Here is a 21,780-nt window from a genome sequence, read left to right as displayed (position 1 = left end):
CAGCGCCACCGGACGGCCAGCGCCACCGGACGGCCAGCGCCACCGGACGGCCAGCGCCACCGGACGGCCAGCGCCACCGGACGGCCAGCGCCACCGGACGGCCAGCGCCACCGAACGGCCGGCGTGACGGGCAGCCAGCCGCCGGAGCGACGAGCGCGGCGCGTGGCTCAGGCGCCGACCTCGCCGTCGATGCCCTCGCGCAGGAAGTCCGCGTGGCCGTTGTGCCGGGCGTACTCGTGGATCATGTGCAGCATCACCAGGCGCAGCGAGACCTTCTCGCCCCACCGCGCCTGGTAGCCCGTCACGTCCAGCGACTCGGCCGCCCGTTCGATGCGGCGGGCGTGCTCGGCCTCCTCCTGCCAAGCGCCGAACGCCTCGGCCCGGGTGGAGGCCGACGCGTCGTACGCCGCCTGGAAGTCGCCCTCCGCCGACCAGCGCAGCGGGATGTCCTCGGCGTTGATGACCCGGCGGAACCAGGTGCGCTCGACCTCGGCCATGTGCCGCACCAGGCCCAGCAGGGTCAGCGTCGACGGCGGCATCGAGCGTTGCCGCAGCTCCTCGTCCGACAGGCCCTGGCACTTCATGGCGAGCGTCGCCCGGTGGTAGTCCAGGTAGGCGCGCAGTGTCTCGCGTTCCCCGCCGAGCAGGGGTGGGTCGATCCGGTCGTCCTGCACAGTTCCCTCACTCGTTGCGGGCCGCCTCCGGGCCGGTGATCCGGCGCAGCAGCGGCATCGTGGACGCGATCACGGCGAGCGACGCCGAGAGCCCGGCGACCACGATGACATAGAACGAGATCCCGGGTGGGCTCAGCGACAACTTCATCTGCGCGGTCAGGAACAGATGTGCCGCCAGCAGTCCGGAGCCCAGTGCCACCACGGCGGCGGTCACCAACGGGGTGACGCTCTCCAGCGCGACCACCCGGCGCAGGGTGCCGAGCGGGACGCCGGTGAGCCGCAGCATGCTGAACGGGCGCTTGCGTTCGCTCAGGCCGCCCGCCACGCTCACCGCCAGGCTGCACCCGGCGATGGCCAGGCTGGCCAGGATCACCACGTTGGCCAGCCGCTTCCAGCCCTCGAAGACCCTGGCCGACTCGGCCCCGAACTCCACGCTCGAGTACGGCGAGTAGAGCATCGGGTGGGCCAGCTGCAGGCTCGTCCGGGCCCGTTCCAGCGCGGGCGTCGAACCGTCGGTCAGGGTCACGATCGACTGCGCCTTGAAGGTGCTCAGCCGGGCCGGGTCGACGTCCGCGGCGGGCCACGGTCCGGTCCAGTCCTCCGGCCCGGTCAGGTCGGGCCACACCCACCCTGTACGGGCTCCGGCAGCACACCGGGTGACGTCCGGCAGCCGGGCGATCTCGTCGCACGAAGCCAGCACGTAAGGCCAGCCGAAGGAACCGAGCGGGGCCTCGGGCACCGGCACACTCGGCGGCGGGATCCGGGTCACGGCGATGCCCCGGACACCCGGTTGCGCCGCAAGCCCGGCCGGGACCGGATCGCCGACCGGCGCTGCCGCCTCGTCACGGAACAGGGTGAACAGGCTGGCGGCGTCCGGGGCCTGGCTCGGCTTGTCCCGATCGGCGGCGATCGAGCCCATCACCCCGACGGCCACGCTCGTGACGAACAGCGCCAGCACCAGGCCGCTGACCGAGCGGAAGCCCGCCCGCGGGTTGTCGGCGAGCCGCCGGGCCGCGATCAGCGACGCCGGCCGTTTCGCCCGGCTCGCGACCAGCCGGGAGCCGGCCATGGTCAGCCACGGGCCGGCCACGAGCAGGCCGATCATGATGATGAAGATGCCCGGCAGGAAGGCCATGATCTGCCCGTTGGTGGTGCCGGGCCGGCGGCCCACGAAGTACGCCAGCTCGCCGAGGCCGGCCGCGAGCGGGATCAGCCGCCACGCCCGCGGCGGCCGGGGCGTGACCCGCCGGGTGACACCCAGCGGGGAGATCTGCACCCGGCGCAGGGCCAGCCGGGCCGCGAGCGCGGCCACCACCGGCACCCCGAGCGCCACGCCGAGGAAGGTCACCGGGTCCAGCGCCAGGTCCTCGGGGAACATCGGGGCGCCGGTGAACGGGACCGCCGCCACCGTGTCCCGGACGAGGAAGAACAGGCCGAAGCCGAGGACCGTACCGGCGAGCGCGGAGACCATGGATTCCACCGCGGACACCGTGGAGACCTGCGCCGGGGTCGCGCCGACCAGCCGCATGGCCGCGAACCTTTGCTCGCGGCGGGTGGCGGCGAGCCGGGTGGCCGTACCGATGAGGATGAACAGCGGGAAGATCAGGGCGGCCGCCACCACCGCCAGGATGAGCTGCAGCCCGGAGGTCGGGATGCCTCTCCAGCAGCCGTTCGGGCACTGCTCCGGTGGCGTCGCCGCGATCGTGCCGACCCGGGAGACACCGGCGCGCTGGGCCAGCTCCGCCGGGGTGTAGCCGACGACGACGACCAGCGAGTCCGGGGCGGGCAGCGCGTCGCGGCCGATCGTGCCGGCCAGGCGGCGGCCCGGGAAGCGGTCGGCCAGCTGGGCCGCCGGGGTGTCCGCGATCAGCTTGGCCAGCTCCGGCGACGCGAAGTACTCCCCCGGGCCGGGCAGCCGGGGCAGGCCCGGCGGCACCGGCGAGCGCGGACCGGTCGCGGCCAGATCGACCCGGCCGACGGTACGGCTGTCGAAGCCGTCCACCCGCAGCTGCCACCACAGTGGATCGACGCCCTGCTCGGCGCCGGGCACGTCCGCCGAGTTGGCCCAGCCGTACCGGTCGTTCTGACTGGTCACGCCGTTCAGCCCGGTGAGCGCCAGCAGCAGCATGCCCACTCCGAGGGCCACGGCCAGGGCGATGACGATCAGGCGTACCGCTGCCTCCCGGCCACCGGCGAGCGTGAGCCGCAGCCCGAAGCGGATCATGCGATCGCCTCGGCGGTCAGCGAGTGCACCCGGCCGTCGCGGACGACGACCTCCCGGCCGGCGTACGCGGCGACCCGCGGCTCGTGGGTGACCAGCACGACCGTGGTGCCCTCGTCCCGGGCCGCGCTGACCAGCAGGTCCATGACGTGCTCGCCGGTGAGCGAGTCGAGCGCGCCGGTCGGCTCGTCGGCGAACAGCACCCGCGGCCGGGCCACCAGCCCTCGGGCCAGGGCGACCCGCTGGGCCTGGCCGCCGGAGAGCTCGCCGGAGCGGCGCTCCTCGAGGCCGTCGAGCCCGAGCCGGCCGAACCAGGCCCGGGCCTCGGCCACCGCCGCCGCCCGCCGCATCCCGTTGAGCAGCAGCGGCAGGGCGACGTTCTCCTGCGCGCTGAGCTCGGGCACGAGCTGGCCGAACTGGAAGACGAAGCCGAACTTGTCCCGCCGCAGGCGGCTGCGATCGGTCTCGCCGAGCCGGTCCACCCGCCGGCCTTCGAAGCGGATCTCGCCGGCCTCCGGCACCAGGATGCCGGCCAGGCAGTGCAGCAGCGTGGACTTGCCGGAGCCGCTCGGACCCATGATGGCCAGCAGTTCACCCTCGGCGACGGTGAGGTCGGCGCCGCGCAGCGCGGGCGTCTCACCGAACGACAGGACGACGTCGCGCGCCTCGATGACGGTCACGACCGGACCTCCTTGGCCAGGGCGTCGAGCCGGGCGGAGGTCAGGTCGATCCAGCGCAGATCGGCCTCCAGGTGGAACAGGCCGTGGTCGGCGAGCAGGGCGTCGACCAGGCCGCCGGTGCGCTTGATCTCGGTGAGCTCGCGCATCCGCCGCAGGTGGGCCGCCCGTTGGGTGTCGAGGTAACCCTCGGCGTTGCGCCCGAGCATGAGCGCGAGGGTCACCTTGGCGAAGAGCACGGTCTGCAGATGCGGCTCGGGGGCGACGGGCTCGGTCAGCCAGCTGTCCACCTCGGTCGCGCCGAGATCGGTGATGATGTAGCGCTTGCGGTCGGGGCCCTCGCCGGGCTCGAGGTCGCTGATGACGACCTTGCCGTCGCGGGCGAGGCGGGACAGCGTGGAATAGACCTGGCCGAACGAGAGCGGCTTACCCCGCCCGAAGTAGGCGTCGTAGTCACGCTTGAGGTCATAACCGTGGCTGGGTTCACGTTCGAGAAGCCCCAGAAGGGTCAGCGGCACCGTCATGCGGAGGACTATACGCTGAGAGTATACGCTCAGGGAATAGCGGCGGCTCCGAACACCCAGCGGGCGTTCTGGTTGATGAAGTCACCCGGGAAGCCGAGCTCGAAGCCGGTCGCCGCCGCCAGTCGTTCGCACTGCTCGTCGAACAGCTCGACGGTCAGCGCCCCCAGGTTGTCGTGGAGCTGGGCCAGGCGCCGGGCGCCCAGGATCGGGAAGATCGCCCGGGACCGGCTTCTGATCCAGGCCAGGGCGACCTGGGCCGGAGTCGCGCCGATCTCCGCCGCGACGGCCAGCACGGCCCGGACGACGGCGTGCGTCCGCTCGTCCACGCTCGCGCGGTCCAGCCGGGTGCTGCCCGCGTCGCCGTCCACCGTGTACTTGCCGGACAGCACTCCGCCGCCCAATGGGCTCCACGCCGTGACCGCCAGACCGAGCGCCTCGGCCATCGGCAGCAGCTCGCGTTCCGCGTCCCGCTGCACCAGGCTGTCGACTACAGCAGCACCGCGACCGGGCCGGACAGCACCCGGGAGATCGTCTCGTTCGGGATGCGGCTGTTCTCCTTCGACGGCGCGCCGGTCGCGGTTCTGCAACGTGGAGCCGACCCGCGGACCGGCAGCACGAACGCGCGGATGGAGGTGCTCGCCGCGGCGCCCGGCGTGGCCGCCGCACTCATCAGCACGGTCCGGGCCGTCATGCTGGAGCGGTCCGTGCTGCGCGGGCAGGTGCTGACGCTGGGTGGCTCGGACTTCGAGCCGGGCGTCGGCGGGATCACGTTCCACCGCCGGCCGGTGCTGGCGCCCGACGACATCGTGCTGCCCGCGGGGGTGCTGGAACGGCTGCAGCGCCACGTCGCCGGGGTCGCCCGGCATCGGGACCGACTGCGGGCCGCGGGCCAGCACCTCAAGCGCGGCCTGCTGCTCTACGGACCGCCGGGCACGGGCAAGACCCACACGGTCCGCTACCTGCTCGGCGCGCTGCCGGACCTCACGGTCATCCTGCTCGCCGGGCCGTCCATCCGGTACGTGTCGGAGGCCGCCCTGATGGCGCGGGCCCTGCAGCCGGCTCTCGTGGTGCTGGAGGACTGTGACCTGGTCGCGGAGAGCCCGTGACCACCACGGCGGCGAGCAGCCGCTGCTGTTCGCGGTGCTGGAGGCCCTGGACGGGTTGAGCGACGACGCCGACGTGGCGTTCCTGCTCACCACCAACCGGGTCGACGTCCTCGAGCCGGCTCCCGTTCAGCGCGGACATCCTCGACGAGGTGGCCGAGCGTACGGAGGGGACCACGGCCTCGTTCGCCAAGGAGCTGGTGCGGCGGGCGGTGCTGATCGCCGCCGAGGACGACCGGGACCCTGGTGACGCCGATCTACGGCAGGCGGTGGACGAGATGCTCACCGAGGCCGAGAACGTCACCCGGTCCCTGCTCGGCTCGCTGACAACCGACGGGTTGTACAACGAGTGAGTTGTGCGTACTGTTCGGGCCATGCCCGTTGTGCAGGATGACCTGAGCCAGGTGTTCTTCGCGCTCGCCGATCCCACCCGGCGCGCGATCCTCGCCCGGCTGGCCCACGGCGACGCCACGGTCAACGAGCTGGCCGAGCCGTTGCCGATGAGCCAGCAGGCCGTCTCCAAACACCTCAAGGTGCTGGAGCAGGCCCAGCTCATCTCCCGCACCCGGACGGCGCAGTCGCGGCCCTGCGTGCTGGAGACCGGGCGGCTCGACGAGGCCGTCGACTGGGTGGCCCGGCACCGGCAGGTCTGGGCGGACCGGCACGACCGCCTGGAGCAGCACCTGAGCGATCTGCGCAACGCATCGGAGGGCACCTCGTGACCGGCACCGGCGAGCTCACCTTCACCCGGGTGCACCGCGGCTCCCCCGCGCTGCTCTTCGCCTGCATGACCGAGCCGGCCCACCTCGCGTACTTCTGGGGACCGGCCGGCACCACGACACCGGTCGAAGGCATCGTGGTCGACCTGCGGCCGGGCGGCGCCTTCGAGACCACCATGGTCAACGACGCCGACGGCAGCACGTACACGATGCGGGCGGTCTATGCCGAGATCGATCCGCCGCACCGGCTCGTCTGGGTCGAGGCCGGCGTCGAGGGCGGCATGCGGACCACGGTCACCTTCACCGACCTGCACGACGGGCGTACCGAGGTCGTCACCCACCAGAGCAACGTGCCCGCCGCGTATCTCGCAGCCAAGGCCCAGGCCGGGTTCGTCACCAGCCTGGACCGCTACGCCGCCTACGTGGCCCAACTGACCAGCCAGGAGCCCACATGACCACCGTGACATCCGCCGACGGCACCGAGATCGCCTACGAGAGCGCCGGCCGCGGGCCCGCGCTCGTCCTGGTCGACGGGGCCATGTGCTACCGGGCCGCGGGCCCGATGCGGCCGCTGGCCGCACTCCTGACGGGCGCCTTCACCGTCTTCACCTACGACCGGCGGGGCCGCGGGGAGAGCGGCGACACCCAGCCGTACGCGGCTGAGCGTGAAGTCGAGGACCTGCGGGCGATCGTGCGCGCCGCCGGTGGCCAGGCCGCCCTGTACGCCATGTCGTCCGGCGGTGCTCTCGCCCTGGCGACCGCCGCCGCCGATCCGGGCGTCACCGGGCTGGTGCTGTACGAGCCGCCGTTCCTGGGCGGGGACAAGGAGTACACCGCGCGGCTCGGCGAGTTGCTGGCGGCGGGCCGGCGCGGGGACGCGGTCGAGCTGTTCATGACCACCGTGGGCGTGCCGGCACCGGTGATCGCCGGCATGCGGAGTGGCCCGGGCTGGTCGACCCTGGAGGCGATCGCCCCGACGCTGGCCTACGACGACACGTTGCTGGGTGACGGTCGGGTGCCGGGTGAGCTGCCGGTGGCCGTACCGGTGCTGGTTGTCTCGGGGACCGCGAGCCCGGCGGCGCTGCAGCAGGCGGCGCAGGCGACGGCGGCCGCGTTCCCCGCGGCCGAGCACCGCTCGCTGGCCGGACAGACGCACGACGTGCAGCCGGACGCCCTGGCCCCGCACCTGATCGATTTCCTCCGCGGCTGAGCGAACACCCGTGACAAATATCAGTGGTTGAGTGAGTGCTCGCTCATTAGGCTCCACGGAGTGACCTCTCCAGCCCGGAGTCCGCGACGCCGACGGGTGCCTGCCATGGCCCCCGAGGATCGGCGGGCCGCCCTCATCGCTGCCACCATCCCGCTGCTGCACGAGCACGGGCTCGACGTCAGCACCAAACAGATCGCCCAGGCGGCCGGGGTCGCCGAGGGCACGATCTTCGGCGTCTTCCCCGACAAGAATTCACTCCTGACCGCCGCGATCGTGCAGGCCTTTGACCCCGCGTCCACCATCGACGCCGTCGCCGCCATCGCTCCGAGCCAGGATCTGCGGGGGCGGCTGTCGGCCGCCGCCACACTGATCATGAAGCGGTTCGCCCGCAACGCCCGGCTGATGGCCGCGGCCCGGCACGCCCATCACGCCAAGGACCCGGCGGGCATCGTGCGGATGAACCGGGCCCGCGAGCAGCTGCTCGCCGCCCTGACGGAGGTCATCGAGCCGGACGCCGCGCTGCTGCGCCGGTCACCGGCGGAGGTCGCCCGGCTGGTTCTGCTCTTCTGCGGAGCCAACAGCTACGGCCCGTTCGCCGACCGGCGCTTCGACGGCGACGAGCTGGTGTCGCTGCTGCTCGACGGGCTGCTCGTCCCACCAGACCATTCACACGGGGGTGTCTGACCGGTGCTCGTCCGACTTCTGCGCGCGCGGCTGCGGCCGTACGGAAAAGCGATCTTCCTGGTCGTGCTCTTCCAGTTCGTCGCCACGCTCGCCACGCTCTACCTGCCCACGCTGAACGCGGACATCATCGACAACGGCGTGGTGCCCGGCGACACCCGCTACGTCATGATGGTCGGCGCCGAGATGCTGGGCATCACGCTGGTGCAGATCGCCGCCCAGGTCGCCGCCGTCTACTTCGGCGCCCGCACGGCCATGGCCGTCGGCCGGGACATCCGGGCCGCCGTCTTCTCCCGGGTGCTCGACTTCTCGGCCCGGGAGGTCGGCCAGTTCGGTGCGCCCTCGCTGATCACCCGCACCACCAACGATGTCCAGCAGGTTCAGATGCTGGTGCTGATGACGTTCCTGCTGATGGTCTCGGCCCCGATCATGTGTGTCGGCGGCATCGTGCTGGCGTTGCGGCAGGACGTGCCGCTGTCCTCGTTGCTGCTGGTCGTCGTGCCCGTGCTGGTCGGCGTGGTCACGCTGATCATCGCCCGGATGCGCCCGCTGTTCCGCACCATGCAGGTGCGCATCGACAAGGTCAACCGGGTGCTGCGCGAGCAGATCACCGGCATCCGGGTGATCCGCGCGTTCGTCCGCGACGACCGCGAGCAGGCCCGCTTCGGCCTCGCCAACGCCGAACTGACCGACGTGTCGCTGCGCGTCGGGCGGCTGATGGCGCTGATGTTCCCCACCGTGATGCTGCTGGTGAACGCCTCCAGCGTGGCGGTGCTGTGGTTCGGCGGGCACCGCATCGACGACGGCTCGATGCAGATCGGCGCGCTCACCGCGTTCCTCAGCTACCTGATGCAGATCCTGATGGCGATCATGATGGCCACCTTCATGTTCGTGATGATCCCGCGGGCCGAGGTCTGCGCCGAGCGCATCGAGGAGGTGCTCGTGCTGCCGTCCAGTGTGGTGATCGCTCCGCGGCCGGTCACCGAGCTGCACCGGCACGGCTCCCTGGAGCTGCGCGGCGTCGACTTCCACTACCCCGGCGCCGAGGCGCCGGTGCTGTCCGGCATCGACCTCACGGCCCGTCCGCGGGAGATCACGGCCGTCATCGGCAGTACCGGCAGCGGCAAGACGACCCTGCTCAATCTGGTCCCCCGGCTGTTCGACGCGACCGGCGGCACCGTGCTGGTCGACGGCGTCGACGTCCGCGAGCTCGACCCGGCGCTGCTGTCCCGGACGGTGGGCCTGGTGCCGCAGAAGCCGTACCTGTTCAGCGGCACGGTCGCGTCGAACCTGCGCTACGGCAACCCGGACGCCACCGACGAGGAGCTGTGGACCGCGCTCGAGGTGGCGCAGGCCCGCGACTTCGTCGAACGGATGGAGGGCGGGCTGGAGGCGCCGATCGCGCAGGGCGGCACCAACGTCTCCGGCGGTCAGCGGCAGCGGCTGGCGATCGCCCGGGTGCTGGTGCACCGGCCGGAGATCTACCTGTTCGACGACTCGTTCTCGGCGCTGGACTACGCGACGGACGCGGCGCTGCGGGCGGCGCTGACCGCGCACATCGCCGACGCGACCGTGGTCATCGTCGCCCAGCGGGTCAGCACCATCCGCGACGCCGACCGGATCGTCGTGCTCGACAACGGCGTGGTCGTCGGCACGGGCTCGCACACCGACCTGATGGACACCAACCCCACGTACCGGGAAATCGTTCTTTCGCAGTTGACTGAGCAGGAGGCCGCGGCATGACCGAGCGAAGCGAGCGTCATGATCGCGTTCTTTGTTCCAGTAGGCACAGCATGACCGAGCGAAGCGAGCGTCATGATCGCGTTCTTTGTTCCAGTAGGCACAGCATGACCGAGCGAAGTGAGCGTCATGATCGCGTTCGGGGTCCGCTTTTTGTTCCGGGGGGCACAGTATGACCGCGCCTACGCGTCGTCCTGGTCCGCCGATGGGCGGGCCGGGGGCCCGCATGATGGGCGGCGCGGTCATGCCGACCGAGAAGTTGCAGGATTTCAAGGGTTCCAGCCTGCGGCTGCTGCGCATGCTGCGCCCGCAGCGGGTCCTGGTCGGCGTGGTGCTGCTGCTCGGCATCACCAGCGTGACGCTGTCGGTCATCGCCCCGCGGCTGCTCGGCCACGCCACCGACGTCATCTTCAACGGCATCGTCGGCAAGGGCCTGCCCGCCGGGGTCAGCAAGGCCGAGCTCGTCGACCGGCTGCGCGCCGAGGGCGAGACCAACCGGGCCGACATGCTGGCGTCGATGGACGTCATCCCGGGCCAGGGCGTCGACTTCACCCGCCTCGGGCACCTGCTGCTCTGGGTGCTCGCGCTCTACGTGGCCGCGTGGGTCTTCGGCGTGTTCCAGGGCCGGCTGACCGCGACGGTGGTGCAGGCCACCGTGTCCCGGCTGCGCGAGCAGGTCGAGGCCAAGCTGGCCCGGCTGCCGCTTTCCTACTTCGACCAGCAGCCGCGCGGCGAGGTGCTGAGCCGGGCGACCAACGACACCGACAACATCGCGCAGACGCTGCAGCAGACGTTCAGCCAGCTCGTCACGAGCCTGCTGACCATCATCGGCGTGCTGGCCGTGATGTTCTGGATCTCGCCCCTGCTGGCACTGATCGCGCTGGTCACCGTACCGGTGTCGGTCTGGGTCACGACCCGGATCGGCAAGCGGTCGCAGCCGCAGTTCGTCGCCCAATGGGCGACGACCGGGCGGCTGAACGGCCACATCGAGGAGATGTTCACCGGCCACTCGCTGGTCAAGGTCTTCGGCCGCGAGCAGGAGGCGGCCGAGACGTTCCGGGAGCACAACGACAAGCTGTACGCGTCCAGCTTCCGCGCGCAGTTCATCTCCGGCCTGATCCAGCCCGCGATGATGTTCATCAGCAACGTGAACTACGTGCTGGTCGCGGTCGTCGGCGGGCTGCGGGTGGCCACGGGTTCGCTGTCGCTGGGCGACGTGCAGGCGTTCATCCAGTACTCGCGGCAGTTCAGCCAGCCGCTGACCCAGGTGGCCAGCATGGCCAACCTGGTGCAGTCCGGGGTGGCGTCGGCCGAGCGGGTCTTCGCGCTGCTGGACGCGCCGGAGCAGTCGGCGGAGGCGCCCGCTCCGGTGCTCGGTGACACGGTCCGCGGCCGGGTCGCCTTCGAGGACGTGTCGTTCCGCTACCTGCCGGACAAGCCGCTCATCGACAACCTGTCGCTGACCGTGCTGCCCGGGCAGACAGTGGCGATCGTCGGCCCGACCGGCGCCGGCAAGACCACCCTGGTCAACCTGCTGATGCGCTTCTACGAGGTGACCGGCGGCCGGATCACCCTCGACGGGGTGGACATCGCGACGATGCCCCGCGAGGAGCTGCGCGAGCACATGGGCATGGTGCTGCAGGACCCGTGGCTGTTCGGCGGCACGATCTACGACAACATCGCGTACGGGGCCGACCATCCCACGCCGGAGTCCGTGGCCGAGGCAGCCGAGGCGGCCCACGTCGACCGGTTCGTGCGGTCCCTGCCGGACGGCATGGAGACGGTGATCGACGAGGAGGGCTCGAACGTGTCGGCGGGCGAGAAGCAGCTGATCACGATCGCCCGGGCGTTCCTGGCCGAGCCGAGCATCCTGATCCTGGACGAGGCGACGAGCTCGGTCGACACCCGTACGGAGGTGCTGATCCAGCGCGCGATGAACAGGCTGCGGACAGGCCGCACCTCGTTCGTGATCGCCCACCGTCTGTCGACGATCCGGGACGCCGACGTGATCCTGGTGATGGAGCAGGGCGCGATCGTCGAGCAGGGCACCCACGACGACCTGATCGCCGCGGACGGCGCGTACGCCCGGCTGTACTCGGCGCAGTTCGCCCAGGCCGCCGTGGAGGTCGACTGAGGGTGCCGTTCGGTTGTGCGCCGGGTCGCGGGGCCGGGACTTCTCAGCTCCGCGGCCCGGTTCCCGAACTTTTCGGCGACGCCGCCCGGCCCGGCGCGGTGTGCCGCTGAACCGGAGGTCGTCACGGTGTGGATCGTTCCCCAGCTGGCCGCGCTCGCGACGGCGCTGCCGGGGTTGCTCGGAGCCGCCCCCGCCACCCCCGCCCTGCCTGAGACGCTTCCGGCAGTCTGCCCGCAGCCGGCCGGTGACTGCGGCTTCGCCGTCACCCCGGGGCGCGCCTACACAATCACGTCTGCCTACCAGGCGAGTTCGACGGTCCGGGCGGTCGCGTACACGTACAGCGCCGCCGCGGGCTGGCGACGGTGGTTCACCGGCACGCCGTACGGGCCGTCGGCGTCGTGGGCGTCGCTGGCGACGACGACGCCCGCTGTGCCGGCCGGTACCGAGCGGATCGGAGTCGACCTCCCGGGCGCCACGACGGTCGGCGAGGTAGCCGTCGCGGCGACAGCGGCGGCCCAGCGCCCGCAGGTCTACCGTCCGGCCCTCGGGCGCCGCACCGGCCTGGTGACGAACGGGTTCGCCTACCACAACCCGAGGAACAAGCGGGCAGTGCGCTCGGCGGTCTGGCACGTGACCACGGGCTCGCTGTTCGCCACGCGCGGCAGCGGGGACACCGGAAAGATCGACGACGGCGCCCCGGGACCCACCTCGGCGGTCAACACCGGTTCGTCGGTCTTCCGGATGCACACTGTGCGGGCGGACTTCACGAACGTCAGGGTCTCGTTCAACCTGAACATCGCGCACCAGACGTCGACGTCGTACACCCCGGCGAGCAGCTACGACGGCGTGCACATCTGGCTGCGCCACAAGTCCCAGTACGAGCTGTACGCGGCCAGCGTCGCCCGCCGCGACGGCAAGGTGCTGATCAAGAAGAAGTGCCCGGGCGGGCCGGTGAACGGCGGCACGTACTACACGCTGGGCGCCGAGATCCCCGGGATGCCGATCGTGCGCAACAAGTGGCGCCGGGTGGCGGCGACGGTGCAGAACAACCCGGGCGGCTCGGTGACCGTCGTGCTGTACGTCGACGGCAAGGCGACGGTCAGCGCGGTCGACACCGGCATCGGGTGCGCGCCGATCCGGGCGGGCGCGCCGGTCGGGATCCGCGGGGACAACACGCGGTTCCGCTTCAACACCGTCACGGTGAGCCGGCTGTAGCGGGAACGGCAGCAGGGGCAGCCCATCCGGGCTGCCCCTGCCTGAGATCCGTCAGGAGTTACTTGACCTTGACGTTCTTGCTGGTGGCCGAGTAGCCCGTCGCGATGCCACGGCTGGCGTTACCGAGGACCTGCACCTTGAAGGTGTAGGACTTGCCGGACGTCAGACCGGTGATGGTCTTGGTGTACGTACCGGCCGAGCTCAGATTGCCGGTGCCGGCTGTGACCCAGCCACCACCCGTCTTGGCCTGGAAGACCTTGGTCGTGGAACCGGAGATCTTCGGGTCTCCGTAGACGGTGACCCGGACGACACCCTTGGACGGCGAGGTGACCGTGAACTCCGGATCCTGCCGCACGATGACCGTGACCGTGTCGGACTCCAGGTCGCCGATGGCGGCCTTGAAGTTCATACCGTAGGTGTTGAGCCCACGGGTGAAGGAGAACGTGCCGTTCGACTCGGCGGTCGTCGAGCTGAGCTTCACGAACTCCTCTGCGTCATTGTTCTTGCCCCACAGGTCGACCGTCTGGCCGGCCGCCGCCTTACCACTGAGGACGACGCTGCCCCGGCCGATCCGCACCGTGGACGACGCCTTCAGCGTCGGCGCCTCGACATCCGGGTCCGTCGGGTCCGTCGGGTCCGTCGGGTCCGTCGGCGTGGTGCCGTTGGCCGCGATCGTGACGATGCCTTCCTTGACCGTACCGACATTGCCCAGCCCGATGCCGGTGCCGATGATGGTCTCGGCGGGCTCCGCGGCGGCGTCCTTGGTCAGCACGATGTTCGCCACCGGGAGAACCGTGCCGGGGCTCGTGCCACCCGGAATCTTGACCGCGGTCGCGCCCGGGTTGGTGAAGTCCTCCACCTCGGCGGCATTGCTGCCCTTCGACGAGCCACCAGCGAACGTCACGTTGAGGTTGACCTCGGCCTGCGCCATGCCAGTCACGGTGCCCGTGACGGCCACGGTGTCGCCCTCATTGCCAGTGATGCTGTTGATCTCAAGCTGCGGCGCGAGATCGTCATCGGTCAGTGTCAGCCTGGGCGACTTCTTGCTGCCGGTGACGAACGTGCTCATTCCGCTACTGGGCTCGACATCGAAGTGGGTCGTCTCGCTGGTGCCCTCGTAGATCTCGTCGCCGTTGACGTAGATAAGGGCGTATCCCGTGGTCTGACCCGCGGGCACAAAGACCGGCGAGACCGGATTGTCGAAGTCGTCGCTGCCCCACGCCGCGGTGACGGCCTCGGTGGCAGTGTCACCCACTGCCGGCACGTTGGTCACATCGAACGAGATGTCTGCCTCGCTCGCGTTGCTGAGCTTGATCGGCATGAGCGCCACGCCGGGCTCGTCCATCTCCTTGGCCGTGACGTTGTCCACGCTGAACGTGGGAGCGGCGTCGTCGTCGGTGATGGTGACTGTTTCGTTCTGGGGCGTGCCGACCAGCGTCGCCGTGCCGTCGACGTCGCTGAGGCTGATCCGGAAGGTCTCTGCCGTGCCCTCGTCGACCTTGTCGCCGATGACGTCCACGGTGAAGTCCTGCGTCGTGGTGCCGGCGGGGAAGGTCAACGTGTCGGTCTTCGTCACGAAGTCCCGCCCGGGCAGGGCCTTGCCGGGACCGACTGCGCCGTTGATCGTGGTCGTGTACTTGACCTTCACCTCGCGGCCCGATTTGGCGCCGAGAGTCGCTGTGAACTTCCTGGGGTTGTAGCCGCTGTCGCCCTCGTCTACGGAGGTGATCGGCGTGATGCTGACGGTCGGCGGCAAAGTACCGCCGTTATCGTTGATATGACCTTCCAGCTTGTATTCCGTGCCGAGGTCAGCGTTGACGGGCGCCGAGAGAGCGATCGCGAAGTTCTCCGGGCTGGCCTCGTCGAGCGTGTCGTTCTTGATCGGGATCACGATGTCTTCATCAGTGTCGCCGGCCAGCAGCGTGACGGTGCGAGCAGCCGAGGACGGGTAGGACATGAAGTCCTCGGTCGGGTCCACGGCGCCCTGCCCGGCCACCGGCTCCGCGGCCACCGCGTCCCAGTGGACCGTGACGTCCTTCTCGGAGGGCCGGTCAAGGTGCACGCGGAAGGTGAGCGTCGAGTTCGCGCTCTCGGTGACCGAGCCACCCAGGGTGAGCGTGACCTTCGGAGTGGGGTCGTAGTCGGTGATGTTCACGTCCACCGATCGGGCAGCCGGGGACACGTTGGTCCCGGTGCCGTTCACCGAGAAGGTCTCGCTGTTTGCTGTGTCATCCTTGCCGTCGCCGAGGATGGTGACAGTCGTCTTTTCCTCGACGTCCAGCGGCGCGAAGGTCAGTGGCACCGCGTTCAGCACATTGAAGTCGCCGGGCGACTTCGCCGTGCCGTTGTCCGTGCTCAGGCTGATGGTGACCGGCTTGCCCGAAGGGGCTGACAGCTTCGCCGTGATCTCCGAGGTCGCGCTGCCGTTGGCCGGCTCCGTAACGGTCGACGGCGAGGCGCTCAGAGTATAGCTGGGCGGCACGTCGTTGGTGTCGTCGTTGATCGTGCCCACCAGGTTGGTGGCAGTACCGTCGGCCCAAGTGACAGCGTTGCCGGCATCGGTGACCACGAGCCTGAAGCTTTCCGGGAACTCGTCCAGGTCATCGGACTTGGTCGGCACGTCGATCGTCTGAACATCGTTCGAGCCGACGTTGGCCGAAGAGAAGACCAGCGTGTTGCTGGTGGTGGTGTAGTCGAGACCTGCAGTAGCCGCGCCGGTCGTCGTACCGTTGCCGAGAGCGGCGTCATCCACGGTCGAGTACGTCAGCGTCTTGGTACCGGAACCGCCCGCAGTGCGGGTGATCGTGAACCTGACGTTGCCACCCTCGGTGGCCGGCGTGACGGCGATGGTCCAGTCGCCGGCGGCGGCGGCGTGGACGGGTGACCCGATCAATACGGTCGGCACCAGGCCGACGACGCCGGCGACCGCGGCCGCCATAGCCGTCCGCAGTGATTTGGGGCCACGCAGCATGAACGGAACCGAGCCGCTCTTGGCCGCATGGGCTGGTGAATAGCGCATGTGTTTCTGTCTCCTTCGGCGGCTGGGCCGCCTCCCGCTCGGGAGGTCCCTGGCTTTGCGTCCCCGCCTCTCGACGGGTTTGCCTTTCTCGGTGCCGCACGCGACGGCTTGTGGTGCGCCGGCGTGAACCGGTTGGCGCGGGCACCTAGCGCGGGGACATAACTCGCACTTCGGAACTGCGCCGTCCGTACTGTAACCAGCGGATTGCCGAGTTGTGGGGGAATTGGACTTTTAGGCCGGATGGCCCCGTGGGTACGGTCTTGTGTCTATTTCGTCTCCGCCGAGCGGACCCTCTACCAGGAAAAATGCATCGGCGTGACGGATCTAGACGGTGCCAAGACGAGAGCGGGCGACCGGCAGCCAGGCGAGCAGCACGGCCAACGCCAGCAACGCCAGGAACGGCAACCGCCAGAACCGTCCCACCACGCCCGGCAGCGGCGCCGGCGGGTCGGCCACCCACGGCCGCGCGGTCTTCGACCACGCCAGGAAGGCGTCACCGATCGGCAGCGCCCCGGCCGCATAGCGCTTGGACCACGGCGTCGACACCGGTACGCCGATCAGCTCCCCGTAGTTGGCCAGCGCCCCGGACAGTTGCCCGTCACCCTGCACGGCGGCCGCGCCCAGCGTCACCGCGGTGGCCGACAGGCTCACACCCAGCGGCAGCGGACCCGAGTCCACGTCCGCCGGCCCGTCCGTCCCGCGCGGATACTCCCGCACCGCCGGCCCCAGCAGCAGCGGCCGCACCACGAACAGGGACCGGAACCGCTGGTACTGCTCGCGGGCGAACGCCGGGTCGATGTCGACCAGGAATCGCTGGATGATGCTCTGCGACGTGCCCCGGGCGCCCGAGGTGGGCCGGCCCGACGCCGGGTCGACGGTGTGCGGCAGCAGCCCGGTCGCCGGGTCGAGGCGTTGCCGGACCCCGGCCAGCCAGCGATCGGTCGTGCCGGCGTACCGGGGTGTCAGGAGTTTGTCGTGCAGGCGCAGAGAGGCGACCGCAACCGTCGAGTCGACCGGCCAGGCCTGTCCCGGATAGGCCGCCAGATACGGCGTCGCCGCCGCGTCCAGGGCCGTGGCCAGCACCGCGGACGCGGACTCGAAGTCCCGCCGCAGCGCCGGATCCGGCTCCAGGGAAAAAACTCCACCGCGGAGCCAGTTGGTCCAGCCCTGATAGAAGACGCCGTACGCGGGAGTGAGAGCAGCGTCGAACGGCCGCCGACCGGCCGGTGACTCCAGCTGCGCCAGCGCCCAGCGGGCCTCGCGAGCGTCCTCGGCCGGATCCGCGGCGGCACGGCCGAGGTCGACGCGGGCGAGGCCGTAGAGGGCGTACAGGAAGAAGTAGCCCTCGGGGAACAGTTCCTGAGCCTCCTGCGCGGCACCGGCGTCGAGCTGCGCGCGCAGGAACGTCAGCTGCCGGCGTACCCCCGAGGTGTCCTGCGGGGCGACCAGCCGCACGGCCGCGACCAGGGCGATCAGGGTGACCACGACGGCCGCTGTCCGGCGGAGCATGGCGCCGACTCTAGGGCGCGCCCGCCAGCGGTACGGTCGGGTCATGGCTTACGACGAGGCCCTGGCCGAGCGGGTCCGCGACCGGCTCGCCGAGCTGCCCGGGGTGACCGACAAGCGGATGTTCGGCTCGCTGGCCTTCCTGACCGACGGCCGGCTCACCGTCGGGGTCACCGGCGACGACCTGATGGTCCGAGTCGGGCCGGCGGCCGCCGACGAGGCACTGACCCGGCCGGGGACCCGGCTGATGGAGATGGGCGGCCGGCGCATGCGGGGCTGGGTCCGGGTGGACGGCGCCGAACTCGACGACGACGTGCTGGAGGAATGGCTGGTCCGGGCCCGCGATTTCGTCAGCACGCTGCCGCCCGGGTGAATCGCCCGGTTCTGCGTGGTCAGCGGCCGCACAACAGCAGGTTGACCGCCATTCATGCCAACCCGCACAACGGCGTTCGCGCAGGCGGCGGCGGGTGGACATGTGCGGACACGACCGATTTGGACACGGGGGCAATGGTCGGCCGCGCATTAGTGCAGTCTTAAGCCCGCATTAGGCGCGGTTTTGCGAAGATGTGATCTTCACGGTGTTCCGGATACGCTCGGCCGTCGATCCACCACAAGGGAATATCTCCGAGGAAAGTAGACAGTTGATGTTGCGCAGGGCGCACGTGCCGGCCCATGCACCGGCACCGCGGCGGGGGATTCGCAGCACCCGATCGCTCACCATCATCGGCACCGCGGTGCTGGCCGTCACCGCCGGGACGCTGGTGCCCGTCTTCGCGGACGACGACGACGGTCTCACCCTGCGGCCGGTGGCCGACACCACCGTCACCCAGGTGCCGCAGGACGGCGACACCAACGGCAAGACCACCCTGGCGAGCTGCCCGTCGCTGTGCGACGGCAACCCCAAGGGGCGCCGGGACGCCACCCTGCAGTTCGCCGTCGACAAGCTCCCGGCCAACGCCACGGAGGTGAAGGCGACCCTGCGCGTCTACGCCTGGCACGACTTCGCCGCCCGGATCCTGGCCCGCACCGTCCCCGGCGACCTGGCCGCGGCGAGCAGCCCGGCCAAGCTCGCCGCCGTCGGCAGCGTGCAGGCGCTCGACAAGGTCTCCAAGGGCTACAACGAGTTCGACGTCTCGGGCTCGGTGCAGGGCAACGGCACCTACACGTTCGCCCTCTCCCAGGAGAGCCTCAACACCCGGGTCTACTGGGCCTCGCGGGAGAACTCGAAGGACAACCTGCACCCCGAGCTGGTGCTGTCGTACCGGACGCAGGCCAAGCCGACGCCGGGCAAGAGCACGCCCAGCACGGCTCTGCCCCCGGCGCCGTCGACCAAGCCGACCACGGCCGCGCCGACCGCCACGTCGCCGAGCCCGACCAAGCCGGCCACCACGGCGCCGACCACCACCAAGCCTCCGGCCGCGCCCACCGCGCCGGTCACCGACGGCTGGCGCCTGGTCTTCAACGACGACTTCACCTCCGGCAGCATCGACAAGTCGAAGTGGAACCTGCGCGACGGCGAGGGCCGGTCGATCGACATCGGCTGTAACGTCGACGACCCGAAGAACACCTTCGTCAGCGGCGGCAACCTGACCCTGCGGGCGCTGAAGCAGTCCTCCACGTGCAGCTCGCAGACCCGGCAGTACACCCAGTCCTACCTGGACACCATCGGCAAGGCGTCGTTCAAGTACGGCCGCTTCGAGATCCGCGCCAAGTCGCCGAACAAGCCCGAGAGCTCCAAGGGCCTGTGGCCGGCGTTCTGGCTGCGCCCCGACGACGGCGGCAACGGTGAGATCGACGTGACCGAGCTGCCCGGCGGGCCCGGCTGGCACGACAAGTCGACCGCGGCCATCTTCTGGGACTACACGCCGGTCAAGCAGGACACCCGGATCGCCATGCCCGGCGGCGCGCACCCGGCCGACGGTTTCCATACGTACACCACCGAATGGGACGCGAAGTCGCTGAAGTGGTACATCGACGGCAAGCTGGTGTGGACCCGGGACAGCAGCACGACGCCCTGGTTCGACAAGGCGTTCAACAAGCCGTACAACCTGCGCCTGAACTTCCAGGTCGGCGGCTGGCTGGGCAATCCGGACGCCAGCACCCAGTTCCCGGCCGACTTCGTCGTCGACTACGTCAAGGTCTACCAGCGCTGAGCAGCATCTGACCGGACAGGGCCCCGAATGTGACCTCGGGGCCCTGTCCGCTGTGCACGCCCGTCACTATCGTCGAGACCGTGCTGAACGAGTCGACACGGACCTCTGTCCCGGGTCAGCGGACCCCGTCCGATTCGCTGGTCGGAGCGGACACCGACCCCAGGCAGCGGCAGGACGGGCTGGGCTGGGTCACCCGCGCCATCTTCGGTGACCCCCGGCTCCGGGTGACCGTCGGCGACGACCCGACCGCCACCGTCCGGTACGCGGTCATCCCGGCCCTGGAGCACGCCCGTTTCCTGCTGCCCCTGGCCTCCCGCAAGGTCACCGCGGCGTCCCTGCTGGCCTACAACGCCCTGCGCCCGCCCAAGGTCCGGGCCGGTCGCGCCGCCGTCGGCCTGCTCGCCCGGGTCGGTGCCCTGGGCCTGACCCGGGCGCCGATCCTGTCCGTGCACGCCCCGGAGCGCGAGCTGCTGCTCTCCTCGTTCCTGGCCGACCAGCTCGGCGAGCCGGAGCTGCACGCGGCGATCGGCATCCGGCCGCCGGACCCGCACCACAAGCCGACCCTGCAGCTCTTCGACGCCCATGGCCGGCCCCGCGGCTACGCGAAGATCGGCTGGAACGACGGCACCCGCGCGATGGTCCGTGCAGAGGCCGCCACCCTGGCCGAGCTGCCCACCGGCAACGGCTTCCCGCCCGCCCCGCGGCTGATCCTGCACACCCAGTGGAACGGCCGTGAGATCGCCGTCATCGAGCCGATGCCCCGCCGGGTACGCCGGATCAGCAAACCCGACAGTCCCCGCCTGGACGCGATGCTGGCGGTCGCCCGGTGGGGTTCACCCGCCACCCAGACGCAGCCCGTGCAGGCGCTGCTGGCCGGCTGGCGGGCGCGGGCCGAGGGCGCCGACCCTCGCATCCACGCTGCCATCGACCAGCTCGACCGGGAGCTGACGCTCGAGTTCGGCAACTGGCACGGCGACTGGGTCCCGTGGAACATGGCCCGGCACAAGGGCGGCCTGCTGGTCTGGGACTGGGAGAACAGGGCGCCGGGCGTGCCGGTCGGCTTCGACCTGGCCCACCAGGCGTTCCAAACGGCACTGTCCACTCGGGGACGGCCCGCGGCCGAGTGCGCGACGGCCGTGGACGAGGCATTGCGGCGGCACGGTGCCGCGCTGGGTCTCGCCGATCCGGTCCGGCAGCGGTTCGTCGCGGACGCCTACCTGGTGGAGCTGTGGCTGCGCACGTACGAGCTGTCGGGCGGGGGCGCGGGCTGGAACCCGAAGCTGCACCCCGCCCTGCTCGACATCCTCGGCGAGCGGCTGCCCTAACTCCAGTCGAAGGTCATGCCCAGCCGCTCGGCCAGGGCCGCGTTGTGCGGGCGGTAGTACGCCGTCAGCTCCGCGCGTACCTCGTCGTCCATGCCCTTGCTGGGCCGGTCGTTGAAGACGTCGTAGGCGCCCAGGTCGTACGGCGGCAGCCCGATGAAGTCCAGGATCCGCGCGTACGTCGCCGCCGGCTCGCGGTACAGCGTCTCGCTGGCCACGAACAGCAGCTGCTCCCGGTCGAAGTGGTCCAGCCAGGGCGTCAGATGCTCCAGATAGCGGCCCCGGGCCCGGTACGAATACCAGTCGAAGGCCTCGCTGAAGTAGTTCGGGTCGGCGAGCAGCTTCTCCCGCTCCCCCGCCGTCCGGGACTCCTCCGCCGCCAGCGCCGCCGCGAAGTCCAGCGGCTCCACACCCTCGGTACGCCGTTCCTTCCAGTGCGAGTACGCCCGTTCCACCGGGTCGCGCAGCAGCACGACCATCCGGGCCCGCGGCATCAGCCGGCTGACCCGCGAGGCCACCAGGGGATGGAACATGTACAGCGGCGCGGCCTCGCCCACCTTCGGCGGCGCACCGTGCTTGCGTTCCAGCGCCGCGCGTTGCTTCACCGTCGGGAAGTGCGAGCGGTACCAGGCCTCACCGCGCGGCCAGTTCTCCTCGAAGTAGTGCGAGGTCTTGGTGTTCCACGCCGGAAAGAGCCGCGGCACCAGCGGATGCTGGATCAGGTAGCGCCACAGCGACGTGGTGCCGCCGCGCTTGGTGCCGATCACCAGGAAGTCCGGCAGTGGCCGCTGGTCGCTGGTGCGTTCGCCGTACCGGACCAGCAGCCCACGGACCTGTTCCTTGGCGCCCTTGGGGGCGACGCTCTTGATCCGGTCCTTCACG

The 21,780-nt window shown here is 70.7% G+C and carries 20 protein-coding genes and 1 riboswitch; of the genes, 12 read left to right on the top strand and 8 right to left on the bottom strand.

Annotated features, from left to right (window positions below):
- Positions 1–167 precede the first annotated feature (167 nt).
- Genes ACZ6S4_RS10415 through ACZ6S4_RS10395 form a run of 5 tightly spaced genes read right to left on the bottom strand, consistent with a single transcriptional unit; the run spans position 168 to position 4,572 of the window.
- On the bottom strand, positions 168–674 hold the full coding sequence (locus ACZ6S4_RS10415) for a DinB family protein (RefSeq protein ID WP_465474619.1): 507 nt from the start codon (positions 672–674) through the stop codon (positions 168–170).
- A gap of 7 nt (positions 675–681) precedes the next feature.
- Positions 682–2,898, bottom strand: a complete 2,217-nt coding sequence (locus tag ACZ6S4_RS10410; protein ID WP_465474618.1) for an FtsX-like permease family protein — start codon at positions 2,896–2,898, stop codon at positions 682–684.
- Complete coding sequence (locus tag ACZ6S4_RS10405; RefSeq protein ID WP_465474617.1) at positions 2,895–3,575, bottom strand: ABC transporter ATP-binding protein; 681 nt, start codon at positions 3,573–3,575, stop codon at positions 2,895–2,897. The genes ACZ6S4_RS10410 and ACZ6S4_RS10405 overlap by 4 nt, the downstream gene beginning before the upstream one ends.
- Entirely contained in the window at positions 3,572–4,096 is a 525-nt protein-coding gene (locus ACZ6S4_RS10400) for a PadR family transcriptional regulator (RefSeq protein ID WP_465474616.1), read from the bottom strand. The genes ACZ6S4_RS10405 and ACZ6S4_RS10400 overlap by 4 nt, the downstream gene beginning before the upstream one ends.
- A 29-nt stretch (positions 4,097–4,125) precedes the next feature.
- Positions 4,126–4,572, bottom strand: coding sequence for an aldo/keto reductase (locus tag ACZ6S4_RS10395; RefSeq protein ID WP_465474615.1), 447 nt, complete (start codon positions 4,570–4,572; stop codon positions 4,126–4,128).
- Positions 4,573–4,638: 66 nt separating this feature from the next.
- Between ACZ6S4_RS10395 and ACZ6S4_RS10390 the strand changes: the two genes are divergently transcribed.
- From ACZ6S4_RS10390 to ACZ6S4_RS10350, 9 genes are all read left to right on the top strand, one after another.
- Positions 4,639–5,202: an AAA family ATPase gene (locus ACZ6S4_RS10390; RefSeq protein ID WP_465474614.1), complete on the top strand. Its 564-nt coding sequence runs from the start codon at positions 4,639–4,641 to the stop codon at positions 5,200–5,202.
- 149 nt (positions 5,203–5,351) lie between these two features.
- On the top strand, positions 5,352–5,552 hold the full coding sequence (locus ACZ6S4_RS10385; protein ID WP_465474613.1) for a hypothetical protein: 201 nt from the start codon (positions 5,352–5,354) through the stop codon (positions 5,550–5,552).
- A gap of 21 nt (positions 5,553–5,573) precedes the next feature.
- Positions 5,574–5,921: an ArsR/SmtB family transcription factor gene (locus ACZ6S4_RS10380; protein WP_465474612.1), complete on the top strand. Its 348-nt coding sequence runs from the start codon at positions 5,574–5,576 to the stop codon at positions 5,919–5,921.
- On the top strand, positions 5,918–6,373 hold the full coding sequence (locus ACZ6S4_RS10375; protein ID WP_465474611.1) for an SRPBCC family protein: 456 nt from the start codon (positions 5,918–5,920) through the stop codon (positions 6,371–6,373). Before ACZ6S4_RS10380 ends, ACZ6S4_RS10375 begins: the two co-directional genes overlap by 4 nt.
- Positions 6,370–7,128, top strand: a complete 759-nt coding sequence (locus ACZ6S4_RS10370; RefSeq protein WP_465474610.1) for an alpha/beta fold hydrolase — start codon at positions 6,370–6,372, stop codon at positions 7,126–7,128. The genes ACZ6S4_RS10375 and ACZ6S4_RS10370 overlap by 4 nt, the downstream gene beginning before the upstream one ends.
- Positions 7,129–7,233: 105 nt before the next feature.
- Positions 7,234–7,812, top strand: coding sequence for a TetR/AcrR family transcriptional regulator (locus tag ACZ6S4_RS10365; RefSeq protein ID WP_465474609.1), 579 nt, complete (start codon positions 7,234–7,236; stop codon positions 7,810–7,812).
- A 3-nt stretch (positions 7,813–7,815) separates the two neighbouring features.
- Positions 7,816–9,552, top strand: coding sequence for an ABC transporter ATP-binding protein (locus tag ACZ6S4_RS10360; protein ID WP_465474608.1), 1,737 nt, complete (start codon positions 7,816–7,818; stop codon positions 9,550–9,552).
- 169 nt (positions 9,553–9,721) lie between these two features.
- Positions 9,722–11,683: an ABC transporter ATP-binding protein gene (locus ACZ6S4_RS10355; RefSeq protein ID WP_465474607.1), complete on the top strand. Its 1,962-nt coding sequence runs from the start codon at positions 9,722–9,724 to the stop codon at positions 11,681–11,683.
- A gap of 126 nt (positions 11,684–11,809) precedes the next feature.
- Positions 11,810–12,898 carry a hypothetical protein gene (locus tag ACZ6S4_RS10350; protein WP_465474606.1) on the top strand — a complete coding sequence of 363 codons (1,089 nt, stop codon included), beginning with the start codon at positions 11,810–11,812 and terminating at the stop codon, positions 12,896–12,898.
- Between the two features lie 58 nt (positions 12,899–12,956).
- Here ACZ6S4_RS10350 and ACZ6S4_RS10345 read toward each other — a convergent pair whose 3' ends face one another.
- Together ACZ6S4_RS10345 and ACZ6S4_RS10340 are read right to left on the bottom strand one after the other, a co-directional pair.
- Complete coding sequence (locus tag ACZ6S4_RS10345) at positions 12,957–15,917, bottom strand: Calx-beta domain-containing protein (RefSeq protein WP_465474605.1); 2,961 nt, start codon at positions 15,915–15,917, stop codon at positions 12,957–12,959.
- A gap of 14 nt (positions 15,918–15,931) precedes the next feature.
- Positions 15,932–16,011: riboswitch (cyclic di-GMP riboswitch) on the bottom strand.
- A 230-nt stretch (positions 16,012–16,241) separates the two neighbouring features.
- Positions 16,242–17,426, bottom strand: coding sequence for a hypothetical protein (locus ACZ6S4_RS10340; protein ID WP_465474604.1), 1,185 nt, complete (start codon positions 17,424–17,426; stop codon positions 16,242–16,244).
- A gap of 43 nt (positions 17,427–17,469) precedes the next feature.
- On the opposite strand from ACZ6S4_RS10340, the gene ACZ6S4_RS10335 reads away from it, so the two are divergent.
- The 3 genes from ACZ6S4_RS10335 to ACZ6S4_RS10325 all read left to right on the top strand — a co-directional run bounded on the left by ACZ6S4_RS10335 (position 17,470) and on the right by ACZ6S4_RS10325 (position 20,901).
- Positions 17,470–17,796 (top strand): TfoX/Sxy family protein, encoded by a 327-nt coding sequence (locus ACZ6S4_RS10335; RefSeq protein WP_465474603.1) that lies wholly within the window; start codon positions 17,470–17,472, stop codon positions 17,794–17,796.
- 271 nt (positions 17,797–18,067) lie between these two features.
- Entirely contained in the window at positions 18,068–19,576 is a 1,509-nt protein-coding gene (locus ACZ6S4_RS10330; protein ID WP_465474602.1) for a family 16 glycosylhydrolase, read from the top strand.
- Between the two features lie 137 nt (positions 19,577–19,713).
- A complete protein-coding gene (locus ACZ6S4_RS10325) occupies positions 19,714–20,901 on the top strand; it encodes a hypothetical protein (RefSeq protein WP_465474655.1) in 1,188 nt (395 codons plus the stop codon).
- Here the strand turns inward: ACZ6S4_RS10325 and ACZ6S4_RS10320 are convergent.
- Entirely contained in the window at positions 20,898–21,779 is an 882-nt protein-coding gene (locus ACZ6S4_RS10320) for a sulfotransferase domain-containing protein (RefSeq protein ID WP_465474654.1), read from the bottom strand. The two genes, ACZ6S4_RS10325 and ACZ6S4_RS10320, sit on opposite strands and share 4 nt — an antisense overlap.
- Between the last annotated feature and the right edge of the window lies 1 nt (position 21,780).

This window comes from Actinoplanes sp. NPDC051405 (assembly GCF_055586185.1).
This window is presented reverse-complemented; position numbering and strand designations above follow the sequence as displayed.

Coding starts and splice junctions, on each gene's coding strand:
- ACZ6S4_RS10410 (WP_465474618.1), bottom strand. CDS start 2,898: ATGATCCGCTTCGGGCTGCGGCTCACGCTCGCCGGTGGCCGGGAGGCA.
- ACZ6S4_RS10400 (WP_465474616.1), bottom strand. CDS start 4,096: ATGACGGTGCCGCTGACCCTTCTGGGGCTTCTCGAACGTGAACCCAGC.
- ACZ6S4_RS10390 (WP_465474614.1), top strand. CDS start 4,639: ATGCGGCTGTTCTCCTTCGACGGCGCGCCGGTCGCGGTTCTGCAACGT.
- ACZ6S4_RS10380 (WP_465474612.1), top strand. CDS start 5,574: ATGCCCGTTGTGCAGGATGACCTGAGCCAGGTGTTCTTCGCGCTCGCC.
- ACZ6S4_RS10370 (WP_465474610.1), top strand. CDS start 6,370: ATGACCACCGTGACATCCGCCGACGGCACCGAGATCGCCTACGAGAGC.
- ACZ6S4_RS10365 (WP_465474609.1), top strand. CDS start 7,234: ATGGCCCCCGAGGATCGGCGGGCCGCCCTCATCGCTGCCACCATCCCG.
- ACZ6S4_RS10355 (WP_465474607.1), top strand. CDS start 9,722: ATGACCGCGCCTACGCGTCGTCCTGGTCCGCCGATGGGCGGGCCGGGG.
- ACZ6S4_RS10345 (WP_465474605.1), bottom strand. CDS start 15,917: ATGCGCTATTCACCAGCCCATGCGGCCAAGAGCGGCTCGGTTCCGTTC.
- ACZ6S4_RS10340 (WP_465474604.1), bottom strand. CDS start 17,426: ATGCTCCGCCGGACAGCGGCCGTCGTGGTCACCCTGATCGCCCTGGTC.
- ACZ6S4_RS10335 (WP_465474603.1), top strand. CDS start 17,470: ATGGCTTACGACGAGGCCCTGGCCGAGCGGGTCCGCGACCGGCTCGCC.
- ACZ6S4_RS10330 (WP_465474602.1), top strand. CDS start 18,068: ATGTTGCGCAGGGCGCACGTGCCGGCCCATGCACCGGCACCGCGGCGG.